Origin of the sequence: Paenibacillus sp. FSL E2-0177, from assembly GCF_037992975.1 — a bacterium.
Lineage (GTDB): Bacteria > Bacillota > Bacilli > Paenibacillales > Paenibacillaceae > Paenibacillus_AQ > Paenibacillus_AQ odorifer.
Genome location: NZ_CP150307.1, coordinates 2,114,193 through 2,127,040, shown reverse-complemented (window position 1 = coordinate 2,127,040; position 12,848 = coordinate 2,114,193). Strand labels below are relative to the sequence as shown.

General features: G+C 46.3%; 16 protein-coding genes. All 16 read right to left on the bottom strand.

The features are described 5' to 3' along the window. Positions 1-8: 8 nt before the first annotated feature. From MHI25_RS09315 to MHI25_RS09240, 16 genes are read right to left on the bottom strand one after another with little or no spacing between them, the layout of a single operon-like run. Positions 9-554, bottom strand: coding sequence for a phage baseplate protein (locus MHI25_RS09315; RefSeq protein WP_340395299.1), 546 nt, complete (start codon positions 552-554; stop codon positions 9-11). Then, positions 555-3,281, bottom strand: a complete 2,727-nt coding sequence (locus MHI25_RS09310) for a phage tail tape measure protein (RefSeq protein WP_340395298.1) — start codon at positions 3,279-3,281, stop codon at positions 555-557. Positions 3,282-3,326: 45 nt separating this feature from the next. Continuing rightward, positions 3,327-3,515, bottom strand: a complete 189-nt coding sequence (locus MHI25_RS09305; protein WP_280787001.1) for a hypothetical protein — start codon at positions 3,513-3,515, stop codon at positions 3,327-3,329. Continuing rightward, positions 3,490-3,792: a hypothetical protein gene (locus MHI25_RS09300; protein WP_340395297.1), complete on the bottom strand. Its 303-nt coding sequence runs from the start codon at positions 3,790-3,792 to the stop codon at positions 3,490-3,492. Before MHI25_RS09300 ends, MHI25_RS09305 begins: the two co-directional genes overlap by 26 nt. 27 nt (positions 3,793-3,819) lie before the next feature. Beyond that, positions 3,820-4,218 carry a phage protein gene (locus MHI25_RS09295; RefSeq protein ID WP_340395296.1) on the bottom strand — a complete coding sequence of 133 codons (399 nt, stop codon included), beginning with the start codon at positions 4,216-4,218 and terminating at the stop codon, positions 3,820-3,822. An 11-nt stretch (positions 4,219-4,229) separates the two neighbouring features. Beyond that, positions 4,230-5,258 (bottom strand): DUF3383 family protein, encoded by a 1,029-nt coding sequence (locus MHI25_RS09290; RefSeq protein WP_340395295.1) that lies wholly within the window; start codon positions 5,256-5,258, stop codon positions 4,230-4,232. Then, positions 5,255-5,746: a hypothetical protein gene (locus MHI25_RS09285; protein ID WP_340395294.1), complete on the bottom strand. Its 492-nt coding sequence runs from the start codon at positions 5,744-5,746 to the stop codon at positions 5,255-5,257. The genes MHI25_RS09290 and MHI25_RS09285 overlap by 4 nt, the downstream gene beginning before the upstream one ends. Further along, complete coding sequence (locus MHI25_RS09280) at positions 5,733-6,077, bottom strand: hypothetical protein (protein ID WP_340395293.1); 345 nt, start codon at positions 6,075-6,077, stop codon at positions 5,733-5,735. Before MHI25_RS09280 ends, MHI25_RS09285 begins: the two co-directional genes overlap by 14 nt. Before the next feature lie 2 nt (positions 6,078-6,079). Then, complete coding sequence (locus tag MHI25_RS09275; protein ID WP_340395292.1) at positions 6,080-6,556, bottom strand: hypothetical protein; 477 nt, start codon at positions 6,554-6,556, stop codon at positions 6,080-6,082. A gap of 9 nt (positions 6,557-6,565) precedes the next feature. Further along, the gene (locus MHI25_RS09270) at positions 6,566-7,114 is read right to left on the bottom strand and encodes a phage gp6-like head-tail connector protein (RefSeq protein ID WP_340395291.1); all 549 of its coding nucleotides are present in this window, start codon (positions 7,112-7,114) and stop codon (positions 6,566-6,568) included. Next, positions 7,089-7,325, bottom strand: a complete 237-nt coding sequence (locus MHI25_RS09265; protein WP_340395290.1) for a hypothetical protein — start codon at positions 7,323-7,325, stop codon at positions 7,089-7,091. Before MHI25_RS09265 ends, MHI25_RS09270 begins: the two co-directional genes overlap by 26 nt. 59 nt (positions 7,326-7,384) lie before the next feature. Continuing rightward, positions 7,385-8,584: a phage major capsid protein gene (locus MHI25_RS09260; protein WP_340395289.1), complete on the bottom strand. Its 1,200-nt coding sequence runs from the start codon at positions 8,582-8,584 to the stop codon at positions 7,385-7,387. Between the two features lie 46 nt (positions 8,585-8,630). Continuing rightward, positions 8,631-9,221: an HK97 family phage prohead protease gene (locus tag MHI25_RS09255; RefSeq protein WP_340395288.1), complete on the bottom strand. Its 591-nt coding sequence runs from the start codon at positions 9,219-9,221 to the stop codon at positions 8,631-8,633. Beyond that, entirely contained in the window at positions 9,166-10,539 is a 1,374-nt protein-coding gene (locus MHI25_RS09250; RefSeq protein WP_340395666.1) for a phage portal protein, read from the bottom strand. The genes MHI25_RS09255 and MHI25_RS09250 overlap by 56 nt, the downstream gene beginning before the upstream one ends. A gap of 49 nt (positions 10,540-10,588) precedes the next feature. Continuing rightward, on the bottom strand, positions 10,589-12,181 hold the full coding sequence (locus tag MHI25_RS09245) for a terminase TerL endonuclease subunit (RefSeq protein ID WP_340395287.1): 1,593 nt from the start codon (positions 12,179-12,181) through the stop codon (positions 10,589-10,591). After that, complete coding sequence (locus tag MHI25_RS09240) at positions 12,171-12,785, bottom strand: terminase (RefSeq protein WP_340395286.1); 615 nt, start codon at positions 12,783-12,785, stop codon at positions 12,171-12,173. The genes MHI25_RS09245 and MHI25_RS09240 overlap by 11 nt, the downstream gene beginning before the upstream one ends. Between the last annotated feature and the right edge of the window lie 63 nt (positions 12,786-12,848).

The window sequence follows — 12,848 nt, the reverse complement described above, 5'->3', positions numbered from 1 at the left end:
TCACCGCCTCATGTTGCCCATTTACTTCCCGTTTTAAATTTTACTTTCTGAACTTTTTCTTTTTCCTTTTCCTTTTCTTTTTTCTTACTTGTATTATTACTTTTCTTCTTAGTAGTCGTTTTTGCAGTTTTTTTCTCCTGGGTTTGCTTAGTTCCAGAATTTACGATCTTAGTAACCTGAGCCTTGATTGGAGGTGGCAACGTCTCCACATAAGAAGACGTTGCAATCTTTATCTCTCGCAGCTCCATCGTAAAAGTAAATCCATCCGCAGTGGTGTAATCATGTCCTGTCGAAAAATCAGTAATGAGACCTTTGAATTGATTTCGGCCGACGTAATTAATGATTGTGCCTTTGTCTTTCGCAGCTATGATATAGGCGCGTGTCTTCGCTGCATCCGTACCAACAATAACTCCCGTTAATGATAGCGTCCGGGCCTGTGCCTGCACATGATCAATTAAATTGATCCCTTTTTCAACCGGTTGCTCTGTCACAGTTACGGGAAAGGACGGTGATTCATTCTCTACAGTAATGTATTTGCCATCAATAAGTGCCATTTACGCACCTTCCAATCCTACGCTGCGCATATACGATTCAAATACATCTTGCATTTCTTGCCGAATAGTCTCCCGCAGATTTGAAATGGTCTTATCATCGGCATTACCTGAAACCTTAATATTAAAGATTGGTTTAAAATCTGCACGATGATTATTTGTTGTCATTCGTGCTGGGGATGATTCAGGTGTGTGTGGCTCGTAATCAGGCTTTGCTGCTACGGGTTCCTGCTTCGCGAAAGGAATGTTTATCTGAGCTATTTGAAAATCAGGCAATTCAAAAGCCGGCATTTGATAAATTGGGAAGTCAAACTTAGGAAATGTTGCTTCCGGCTGGGAATACGCCTGGTTTTCTTTAGCCGTTAAAACGCGTTCGCCTTTGTGCAATTCACCGATATAACCGTCCCACGGAACGTAAGGCAGCCCATTCGCGTGACTTCCGTCTACTGCTTTTATGCCAGTAGTTTCAGTAGAAACAGACACGCTTGCAGAGGTTTTAAAACCAAAAAAATCTTTAATGCCATCCGCTATGCTTTTGACCTTCTCCATCAAGGTCGATGCCATATTCGAAATTCCATCTATCAGACCACTAATAATTTTTTTCCCTGTATCAAAGAGGTTGATCCCATTGAAAAAACTTGTCACCTTTCCCCACATATCCGAAACGGCAGTCCAGACATTGACTCCGGCTGTCTTGATGCTTCCAACAATCTGCGCCCATATAGCAGTGATCTTGTTCCAAACTTTGGTCATCAGAGAGTTAGTTATCGAAAATACATTGTTCCATGCCCCGGTAATTGCATTCCACACAGCGCTGACAGCCCCAGAAATATTGCTACTGATGCTGCTCCATATGGATGACAACCAGCTACCAATTGCACTGAACACTGCAAATGTCACTGCCTTAATTTCATCCCAATATTTAACGACCAAAGCAACGATCCATGCAATTGGACCACCAATTACAACCAGGATCGTTACTCCCCAAGTCTTCAAAAATCCAGTCACTGCGTTAAAGGCTGTCATGAAGGTCTGGGGAACTGTAATTTTGAAAAAATTCAGTACTGCCATGGTAGCCGTCTTGATCCCAGACCACATCCCGTCAATAAACGCCCGGAACTTATCTGATTTTTTATAAGCGACTACCAGCCCCACGCCTAAACCCACTAGGGCGGCGATAATTATGCCAATAGGATTAGCAGCCATGACTATACTGAAAGCTTTCTGAATTGCAGTCCATGCTTTGGTCGCTGCTGCTGCAATCTTGGTTGCGACTGTTATCGTGCCTACGACTGTTTTATATGTGACCAGTGCCGCGACAATTCCGCTCACCACCGGGGCAAATCCTTCCCAATCGTAGAATGCTTTAGCTGCATCAGCAATTGAAGAGCCAATTTGCTGGATATGTGGCCATAATTGAACTGCGGCATTTAACAATGTCTCACCGATCATGACGGCCACTGGCTGGATAGAAGTCCACAATTCTTTCCCCTTATCAATCAGGTACCCAAACACCTGCAATGCTTGTGTTCCAAATTGTTGTAGATATGGCATTGCCGCCTGAATCCAACCGCTTACCATATTGATTGCTGCACCAAGCCCGTCACCGATTGCATTGCCCACCGCTTCGATCTGTGGCTTATGGTCAGATAGCCATTGCCCAAAGGCATTCAAGTAAGGCAGCAGCTTTTGACCAATTGGAATTAATATTCCAACCTCGACCTGCCTTCCGAACATTTTAAATGCCTCGCCAGGCTTTTCAAATTTGATTTTATTAAGCTCGTCCATCGTCTTTTTTGTTTTATCAAAGGATCTCGTTGCAGCCCCCATTGCCGATATGACATTAACCTCAAGGTCTTCGAACTGAGAACCCATCAAAGCAACACCAATATTGTTACGGGCAACGGGGTCCTCGATATCCGATATCATAGAGACGATATCGCTAAATGCCTGTTTCGCGTCTGGTCCGCCTTTGGCAAAGGTCTGCATCATTGCATCAGCGTTAAGGCCCAGCGCGGTAAAGGCATCCATTGATGTCTTACTGGCATCCTTAGACCTTATATTAAATTCCTTCACGGCGTCTCCAACTTTATCAACTTGAAAGACACCTTCGGCAGAGCCAGCGGCAAAAACGTCAAACATCTCGTCAGCCGTAAAGCCCAAGCTCTTGAACTGGTTAGCATATTCATTGGCTGAATCCACCAGTTCGCCGGATTTATCAAGTCCCCGCTGTGCGCCTTGCGCCAGTAAGTTATATGACTCTTCGGAGGTGATCCCAAACTGTCGCATCATAGTATCAGCGGATTTGATGGATTCCGGAATTTCAAAGCCGAATTGATCCCGAAGCAGAATTGCGTTTCGAGTGGTGTTCTCAAGTTCTTCTCCTGTTTGGCCAGTAACTTGCTGAACATTTGAAATCGCTGTTCCTAAGTCGTTCCAATCCTCACCAAAATTGTTAGAGTACAGATTTTTAGCAACCTCTCTAGTTGCTTCCATCTGTTTCACGGTTGCTCCAGTTGCCCCCTGAACTTGCTTCATAGCCGTTTCAAATTTAGAAGCAGCATGTACCCCAGCAATTCCGATTCCAGTCATTGCAGCTACACCAGCAGCCCCAAGTCCGACCACAGTTTTTGTGAGCTTACCAACCTTTTTATCTGCATCGTTTATTCCCTTAGAGTTGAACTTGAACCCAACTGCATACATTAGTGAACCGATTATACCGCCTGCCATAGTTCCTCCTTTCCGAACAAAAGAAGACGCCCTAAAGGACGTCTCCTATTTCTTCTTATTTGCTTTGTTTGTCTGTTCAATATGAAGGTCTAAAGCTGCGTTCGCTTCGGCAATGTCATCATCATCCATACTATTTAGATCATTATACGTAATGCCCATATCGGAGAGTAGCAGCCGCCATTGACTCCAATTAGATCGTGCTCGTTTCTTAGCTTCCTTCTTGCTGATCGCCATCGTCGGCGCCCTCATTTTCATCATTTCCTGTCACAAAGGCGTATGCTGCATTAACAACTTCACTATATTCCGTGTAATCGTTGAAATCATCAATTTTCATTTTAGGATCCACGATAACATGTTTGAGTACTTCTTCAGATAAGCGTTCTTCCAGAATCACTCCAAATTTATTTTTTGAGCCATCATTGATTTTAGATATTGCGCGTACGCCTGGATGCTGGAAGGTATAACTTTTTCCTGATTTAGATTTGTACTCTTTCTGTTTAAAATTAGCCATTGATATAGGCCCCTCTCAATTTTAGATTTAGTTCATGCTTAAATCAAGGCATTGAAACTCATAGGAACGATCGCCAGCTTCTCCGCCATATTCCCGGTCAGCTGGTTTTTTCAGATAAGCTTGTGTTGCAGTATTCGTTTCCTTTGGCGTACCCGAGTACATAACTGATACAGGTACAATCTTCTGGCTGTTAGCCAGTCCATCCAAATATGCGGCTTGTGGGCTGGTGCTTTGAAGGGTAACAGTAATTGTGCCAAGTGGGTTATTAACCTTCGTTCGGACCACATCTCCTTGCGCCCCTACTTTAGTTGAAAAGTTTTCTTCGTCCTTCGCCACAGTTACTAGGTCTTCTCCGAATCCCGTTAAAAAGACGCCTCCAACAATTACAGAGACGTCCATTGCATCATATGTTTTTGCTTCTGACACCCTAACCCCTCCTATGCAAATTTAATAGTGCCACGAATGGCCGTTTTGTGTATGGCTCCCGCCTGAACAAATTCAAACTTTCCATCTGGATAATTGCGTGCTGCCACCTGTGCCGGATCAACTTGACTACGTGGTGGAAACGTCGTGTTATACAATGGAACGTTATCATCGTCAGTAGCAATCATGCCATTTAGAAATGACCGATGCAGAACCGTCCGAACGGCACTCTCAATTTGAGCGATACCCGTATTGTTGTAACTGATCTTTTGTAATGCGTGCTGTGCCTGATTGAATAAATCTTGTACGGCGTATTGAATGCTAAAAACAATGTAGTCCTGGGAGTGAATGAAGTCGATATAATCACCGCTACCAGACTTGCATTCACTGGTGACATTAGTTCCCGATTTGGTCACGTATGTGTTGGCACCAAGTGCATGGATAGCTGCTAACTCTGTCGCTGTAACATCCAGTGGTGCAATACCAGTTAGTGTCCATCCCATCCAAGTAATCGAGCCAGGTGGGAGACTTCCAGCTGCACCGATCCAGCATGCTTCTGGATATTTAGCAACTTCTGCTGCAATATGATAAAAACCATATGTTCGAGTATATTTCTTAGCCAAGATTGTAGCCAAATCGGCTTTATCGCTTGTACGGAAGAAAAATTGTCTGGATTTATCTGCCTCGATAGCATCACCTATAGTGGTAATGTCCAAAGCAGCCGTGCTCGTCGTAACGAGAAAATGCCAATCTTTCAAAAACAGTTTTGGTAAAATATCTGTCAATGTCTCAGGTGTTGCGCCCGTTCTCCTAGATACAATCGCAATTTCTGCTGGCGGGTTCTTCTGTGCAAAAAGCGCAGCCGCCGCTTTATATTCCTCGGTACTGGCAGCATAATCAGTCTTCACGGCATCTATATCTAAGTAATCTTTAAATTCTTTACCCGCTGTACTGGACCCTAGAATTAAGGGTTTGCCAAACCCACCCAAAATAGGTGTTGGCTTCAGTACAGCTATGTTTACAGTAACGTCGCTAATACTCAAAACTTATCACTCCTTTGTATTGGTGCAGTATCAATCCAGCCTGACATATCCGTTATCACAACATCTGTGGCCCGAAACTCAACATCAAAGCCCTGACGCCGTTCCCACTCTTCTCCAATGTTAATGTCCCGGTTCTGCATCTCTCCAATCTCAATCACGATCACGTCAAGTTTGTCCTTTAACAGATCATGTCCATCTGACTTAAACCAATCTCTCGCCCTCATGGCGTTAACTAGAGCTACGTCTGAGTCATCCGCATAACAATTAAAAGAGACGGTAAATGTCACCGTCTCCATCCTGTACTGCTTTCCTAACTGCTGGGTAATGATCGGTTGTCCGCCGGTGGAATCGAAGCCGCCAACGAAACTATAAGTCATGAAATCACCGGAAGGAGTATCCCCTCCGCCGTTCATTTCAACGACCAGACCACCGGAAGCCGATTCCATACCCTCAACAATGGCAACTCTAATATCCTCAAACGGGAGCATTGGCGACCACCTTCCGCAGCAGAAATTGATTGATATCGGAATACTCTCGATCTGGTGATTCATTAACGGTGTACTGTACGCCCATGTAGTCAATACGTTCACCAGTACTGTGCTTGGAAGTCGTATATAACATACGATCTGTCTCGGTATAGTTACCGCCCTCTGTCGCTTTCAATCGAGCACTCACAGGCTGGATGCTGCCGCTCCGTATTAGTCGTTCCGGTGAGTTTGGAACCCATTTCCCCTTGATCCACGCACCTCCACTGTCTCGGATCAGGGTATAAGGTCTGAAATATTTTCGAATGACGCCAGCAAATCTAAATTGCCGCATGATTATCTTCCCTTCGGTACAATGTCATAAATCAGGGAGTCGCGCAGCTCGTCTTCCCGGTGCAGCAACTTTCGGGAGCCGGTCTTTCTTGAGGCATAACGGGCTGATAATGGCGGTTGCTTGATCCGTTCGAAATTCTTCTTCATTCGGTCTAGCCCGATTTCGCCAATCTCCGTAAACAATTCGTCTACCCGCTTGCGACCGTGGGCAATCTCTGTTACCCCAACCCGGACCAACTTGCCTATAGGAGCCTGTCCTTTCTTCTTGCCTGTACCAATGAATGAACGGGCCGGAATTTTCATTTTAATACTGCCGTACTCGTGTACACCCGCAATCATAGCCAGCTCGGCATCACCTTGCATACCAATACGGATCTTATTCTTAGTCAATGGGCGAAGCCGCTCGGCTAGAAGCCGCAGATTATCCTCGCCAGTGACTTGCACACCAACTCGCCGTGCCCTTGCTCTTGATCCTGCCATGCTCTCACCTCATAATTCTGGTCTGATATGGGGATTAATCAAAGACTTTACTGCCATAGGCATGTCCGCTTCTGCTGCCGCATAGGTTACTGAGATATCCCCAACCCTCTCTGATGACACCCCATGCTCACGCTGAAGGTGTTTTGCCATCAGTACACAGGCATATTCTAGTGTTTCCGGCAGAGTGGACGGGTTTTCCTCCGTTGCATCCTCCGGCAGCACGTAACCGGCAGTGTAGGTCACGGACAGCCCGCGCTCCCCGCCCGGCCAACCGCAGCGCCGGAAGAACACGCCGTTATCCAGTGTCTCAATATCTGAAAAGGGATACTCCGGCTTTTCATAGATGGACATGGAGTGTACGGGATAGTTTGGCAGATATAGATACTGCCCACGCATCCCATTCACGCGCCCGGTGTACTGCTGAAGCTTGAAGCTCCGGCAGCACCTCTCTTCAATTGCTGCGGAAGCCACGGTGAGCAGCGCCGTCAGCTCTGCATCTGTCATATCGTTTGCCGGATCAACACCCAGCAGCCTAGCTTTTGCCAGCGTCGTCAGCATCCGGCGTCACCTCGCCCGCTTTACCCTTCTTCTCAGCGGGCTTCGGGGCTTCCGGTGCCTGCGGTTCAACCGCCAAATAGCCCCCCTCTTGCAGCTCCGCAATACGTTCTGGGTCCTCCCCGGGAAACGAAGCACCCACAATATAGCGTTTTTTGGTCTCTTTGTCCCGGAATACCTTCAGAACATCATACATTTCTGCTGTTTTAGCCATGATTGGCCTCCTTCTGCCGGACGATCCGGCTATAGTAGTAAGACAGGGACATTAAGCCCCTATACTTCGTCCGAAATGTCCAACTGACCGAAAATGGCCGCTCCCGGGTCCCAAATCTTGATATCATCCCGCATGATCGTCCGGAACTCCGTGGTGTCCCGTCTCCAGGCGTCACCACCCTCTTTCGTGGAAGCCAACTCGAAGAATTTGCGAGAGAACAGCTTAATCAGTTGTTTAAGGTTCCCGATGATGATAGGTGCTTTGCCATTGACGGCGTCGCTTGGTAAATAGCGATTCGCCACCACTACAATCCGACGCCCTTTATAAACCATTCCCGTAGGGGATGTAATATCAGGTTGCAATAGTGGGCGGCCTTGGCTATCTACCAATTGATCCAACCAGTTATAACCGTCCTGATTGGTCATAATCACTGATGTTTGACTGATTGCAGGATCTAAATCCACATTAAGCACGCGTTTGACGTCCCCGAAGGAAGCCAATTGCACTTTGGGCAATGTGTTTGCCAAGGTAGTAATTAGCGTGTTGCGAGTAACTACCGCTTTTCTACCGATCCAATCCGTAATATAGGCGATCAAGTTTTGATCACTATCGGCCAATAGTTCATTCGTCAACGGGAGAACACCACCGCGTTTACGCACTTTGTAGGAAATGTCCTGAAAACTTGGATTGTCCGTTTCCAAGATTGGTGCGTATTCGTCAATGACCGGGAATGGGATCATCGTTTGGATCTTCTCCATCACACGAGTACCGGACAGGGTATTTACATTAATGACATCTACGTATTGGGACAAATCATCCAAGCTGCGCATAAAGGTAAAAATTTGGGTTTGAATGTCCTTCGGAACCAGCAAATGAGAATCTCCTGCAGGGATTGCTGGGTTGGTTTCTCCTTCACTCATCACAGCGCGGCGCTCATACTCTTTCACTACACTCCGCATGTCCGCCGTCACACCTTGACGGCGGAGGCCACGGAGGAAAATTCCCTGGTATTCCTTCTCTAATTCTGCATCCTCGCGTTTCTCCATATCGGTAGCACGGCCACCCAATTCCTCGCCGCCACCCAGGTTGTCGCGTTCTTCGCTCTCGATTTCCTGCAACATTTTTACTTTTGATTGTAGGGACCGGACTTCATTCATCAGATCTTCAGCATCTTTCGTCTTATCCTGAGCTAGGAAAGACCGTACCTCTACTTTACGCTGCTCCAGTTTGGCAAGCAGATCTCGCAATTCTTTATTCATTTGTGTACCTCCGTATAATGGTTTTTGGACAAACAAAAAGAGCCGATCAGATCAGCTCCAGCTCAATTAACATTTTCTGTTTTAATACTTGGTCAGCAGCCCGTTGTTCACTAGCCTTGTAATCCTCCAGACTTCGGGCGGAAACCTCATTGGCTGGATAGGCGGGGAATGCCACTGGGGAAATCTCGTACAGCTCAGCGTTTAAAATGGAACGCTTGTAAAGCTTACTTTTATCCTCTCGGGTTTCCGATGCCCATTTTTCTTTAATGACTCGCATCCCAAAGGAAACGCCATCTACATCACCACGCTGGATAATGGCAAAAGCATCGTTACCGGATGTAGTATCCGGCAGATCCAATTCAAAGCGTAGCTCCTGCTTGCTGCTCGTGAGCCGCAGCGTACCACTCTTGGTATTGCCCAGCACTTGGGATGTATCATGCGACCACAAACCTACCACATCACGTGCAGCAAGGCTTTCGTCAAACGCACCGGAAGCAATCTGCTCCACAAAGGTATCACCGTACCAATCCCGCATTTCCTCGCTATCCGTGTCATATTTGATCGCACCGGTAATGGTTCGCTTACTCGTTTCCTCCTCCGTCGCTTCCGTCTCCCGAATCTCCAGTGTCACTGGCATGGCCCTCTTCTCCTTCGCCGGAGTCGGGTTCGTCTTCTTCTGGCTCAGTTTCTTCACCCCCCTTCACATATTGTTGACCTGCCATGGTCAACGGAATGACGTTGCCGTTGAACAGCAACTGATCCCCGCCCGGCATCGGCGGCTTATCTTCAGCAGCTCTTGCCTCGTTCGGTGTAATAAATCCCTTCTCAATTCCTTTACCATGCGCTTCATAACGGGTTTTCAGATCTGCACGCAAAATTGAATCAACATTGAACTTGCAATAATACCCGTCATCGAGTTCTGAATCTGTGAACAGCTTATAAGAAAGTTCCTGCTCGTAGGTCGTGAGAATCGGCTGCTGTGTGTCGGAATAGAATGCAAGTTGCTGCTGCTCCACATTGCTGTATGTGGCCTTCGCCAAGTCGTTGAGCTGGTGCATTTTAACGCCAAAAGCATTGGCAATCTGCCGGAAAGTCAGTTCCGTGTTTTGAAGGAACTGCGCATCAGCCATACTTATGGATATCGGCGTGAATTGATAACCATAAGGCATCATAGCCACCCGATGGCTATTCTTCAGGCCGGATGTCATGCTTTCGAAATTATCAACAAATACCTTTTTAGCTCCTTCATCCAAAGCGCCGGTATATTGCACCAACCCTTTAACTTGAAGGCCTTGCTTATAAAAATTGTTAATAAACTTGCCTGCGGAAGCCGCATTTTCGGCAGATGTTCGCAAGTAATCCATGGTAGGCACACCGATGAGTCCGTCCAAGGTGATACTGCCCTTGAAATGCAGCACCTCGTCCGGCAGCAGCTTACGCTTTTGACCGTTACCTATGTCCACCTCATACCATAGCCGCGTCTGTTTGGATGCAATACGTAGCGTAGGGTCCGGCAATATTCCAGCATCGTCAACTATGACCCTGACTTTACTAGAATCCATTGGCCATAACCCTATTACCTTGCCTGTAAGCTTATCAAATTCGATGGAAGCATACGCGTTCCCCATCGCTCGATGCGCTTCAATTGCCTTCCAGAAGTCCGCTGCTGACATGTACGGATTGGGACGCAGCTTTAATAGTCGATACAAGTAATGCCTTGCTGACTTGGTAATCCCGGAGTCGTCCTCTTGGTACACCTTCAGCGGTAACTTAGATATGGCGTCAGATAGGACTTTGATGCAGGCGTAAACTGTGTCAACCTTAAGCACGTTCCAGCCCTTGATATTAACTTCACCTGATCCCACATCCAATCCCAGCCACTCCAACAATTTCCGGTCATTAAGACCCACTTCATGGCTACGCACTTCAATCTCGTTCCGGCTAAAGCCAAACATACGCGTTAATAAATTCTGTTTCACACATGCACCCACTCCCTTCGGGATATCAGCCCCATAACTTCTTCAAGAAATCATCTTCCGCAAACTCTTCAACACCCAAATCAATTTCTTCAAACAACATGGCGGTTGCCATCGCATTAATCATGGCCACAATGAGGTCAATGCGTTCTTTTGACTTGTTCTTCATGGGTTTAATATTCTCGTTACCGTCCATAGCTACAACAATATTTCCCCAACACCATCGTGCAACTGGATTGATTTCATGACTCATAAGCCCACGCTTCATGAGTTGTTCAATCATCTTCATGGCAGGACTCATGTGTTTCATATCTTGAGGAATTTCGACCACATCAACACCGCCACGCATAAGTCTTTGGGCAAGCATTCGACTGTTCCAAGGGTCCGTACCAAGTGTCTGAACAGCGTATTGTTCGTTAGCTGCTAGCAACCTCGTCTCAACAAAGTCATAATCCACGACATCACCTGGTGTGGTAAGGAGATATCCCTGTTTGACCCATCTATCATAGGAAACTTTGTCTCGTCTGACCCGCTCTTTCATGTTGTCTTCCGGAATCCAAGCGTTAAAAACCACCCTCCAGTCTGGAACTCCCTCCTGTGGTGGGAACAAATAACAGACCGCTGTAATATCCGTTGTACTGGACAAGTCAATCCCTGGATAGCATCGTTTACCTTCAAGTTCTGATAAATTCCACTCTCCGCCCGTCTTGTCCCATAAAGTGAGCGGTTGCCAACCTGTTTTCTTTAATGAGATCCATTGATTAAGCCGCAGCCAACGAAAAAGGCGCTCTGCCGACTCCTTATTCCGAGCGGTTAGCGCCTCTTTTCTTACGGCTTCTATGTCAATCGTATGACCCAGACTTGGATTAACTTCATACCAAAGGTTTTCATCAAAGATATCAATCTTACCCCCGTTCTCATCCTCACCATCTTCAGGAATTCCGTATATTTTTACATACCAAGATGGGTCCTCTTTCTCACCATCTCGAATTTGTTTTGCATATTCGTGCTGTTCCCAACCAATGGAGCCTCTATCTGGATCATCTCCAGCTGTAGTTATTACCCACCAAAGCGGTTCTTTACGGGCAGCTCCTGCACCAAAGGTCATAACATCCCATAAATCGCGGTTTGGCTGGGCGTGAAGCTCGTCGAATATAACAACAGTAGGATTAATCCCGTGTTTGGTAAAAGCTTCAGCTGAAAGAACCTTCATGACGGTACCAGTAATCAAGTTTCTAATTTCTTTGGAACTATCCAGCACCTTTAAAATACCTTCAAACTCGGGTTCCTGCTCGATCATTGCGGCAGCAGCTTTGTAAACCAACTTGGCCTGTTCCTTATCAGCTGCGCAGCAGTAAATCTGTCCACCTGGTGGATCACAAACGAGATGATAAAGAGAAACAGCCGCGATAAGACTTGTTTTCCCATTCTTCTTTGGGATTTCCAAATAAGCGTATTGGTATTGCCGATAACCGCGCTCGGTTACCGTGCCATAAACATTCCGAAGAATGTCATACTGCCAGTCAAGCAGTATAAACGGTTGACCATAGAAATCGTCAACCGCATGGAGCATTTGAATAAACTCAATCGGTTCAAGCGCACGTTGCTCATCATGTGCCATGGCCGCCAGCTCTTCTATTCAAGAATTGGGCCATTGCGGAGGATTTTTTGTCATCTTTCTTTGGCATCGCCACATTTTTGATTTTAGCCAGTGGATTAAGGAATAGGCGGTCCTGCAATTTAAGGAGCATATCCACCTTTTTATTGATCGCAGTCTCAACCTTCAATATCCCCTCTAAACTAGCTAATTGCGAAAGATATCGAAGCGCCTTTAAATTCACTTCCTGTTCAGCCTCAGCCGCTCCAATGTACTCATCCAGAATGTGTTCATCAATAATGATGTTCTCCAAGCGTTGGTACTGGTCAAGAAGGTTTTCATACTCACTGTACGTCTTACAGTACAATGCAAATGTCCCAACGTCAGAACTGGTTAATAACGCAACTCCTTGTTTAGCTGATTCCTGATACTCTTTAATCAACTCGCCCCAAAGCTTATTAGCGATCTTATCCTGAGAAATGTACTTGGGCTTTTTCAACTTCTTCAAATCACTTTGCCCAAGCTTTAGCTCGGATTCTTCCCGCTGCTTAATCTCTTCCCTGGTCAAACGATTTGGGTTGCCCTCTGCAATGTGCAGAGCAACCGGCTTGGCGTTTCTCCCTGCCATGAGGGCACCTCCAATTTCTAAAAAGTTTCAAAAAACGAAAAAAATTTGCGTTAATGTCCGATG

Excerpts from the sequence above, each read along its gene's own strand:
- MHI25_RS09275 (WP_340395292.1), bottom strand. The coding sequence starts at position 6,556 with ATGGCAGGATCAAGAGCAAGGGCACGGCGAGTTGGTGTGCAAGTCACT.
- MHI25_RS09255 (WP_340395288.1), bottom strand. The coding sequence starts at position 9,221 with ATGCCAGTGACACTGGAGATTCGGGAGACGGAAGCGACGGAGGAGGAA.
- MHI25_RS09260 (WP_340395289.1), bottom strand. The coding sequence starts at position 8,584 with ATGAATAAAGAATTGCGAGATCTGCTTGCCAAACTGGAGCAGCGTAAA.
- MHI25_RS09250 (WP_340395666.1), bottom strand. The coding sequence starts at position 10,539 with ATGTTTGGCTTTAGCCGGAACGAGATTGAAGTGCGTAGCCATGAAGTG.
- MHI25_RS09245 (WP_340395287.1), bottom strand. The coding sequence starts at position 12,181 with ATGGCACATGATGAGCAACGTGCGCTTGAACCGATTGAGTTTATTCAA.
- MHI25_RS09300 (WP_340395297.1), bottom strand. The coding sequence starts at position 3,792 with ATGGCTAATTTTAAACAGAAAGAGTACAAATCTAAATCAGGAAAAAGT.
- MHI25_RS09315 (WP_340395299.1), bottom strand. The coding sequence starts at position 554 with ATGGCACTTATTGATGGCAAATACATTACTGTAGAGAATGAATCACCG.
- MHI25_RS09285 (WP_340395294.1), bottom strand. The coding sequence starts at position 5,746 with ATGCTCCCGTTTGAGGATATTAGAGTTGCCATTGTTGAGGGTATGGAA.
- MHI25_RS09280 (WP_340395293.1), bottom strand. The coding sequence starts at position 6,077 with ATGCGGCAATTTAGATTTGCTGGCGTCATTCGAAAATATTTCAGACCT.
- MHI25_RS09305 (WP_280787001.1), bottom strand. The coding sequence starts at position 3,515 with ATGGCGATCAGCAAGAAGGAAGCTAAGAAACGAGCACGATCTAATTGG.
- MHI25_RS09240 (WP_340395286.1), bottom strand. The coding sequence starts at position 12,785 with ATGGCAGGGAGAAACGCCAAGCCGGTTGCTCTGCACATTGCAGAGGGC.
- MHI25_RS09270 (WP_340395291.1), bottom strand. The coding sequence starts at position 7,114 with ATGCTGACGACGCTGGCAAAAGCTAGGCTGCTGGGTGTTGATCCGGCA.
- MHI25_RS09310 (WP_340395298.1), bottom strand. The coding sequence starts at position 3,281 with ATGGCAGGCGGTATAATCGGTTCACTAATGTATGCAGTTGGGTTCAAG.
- MHI25_RS09265 (WP_340395290.1), bottom strand. The coding sequence starts at position 7,325 with ATGGCTAAAACAGCAGAAATGTATGATGTTCTGAAGGTATTCCGGGAC.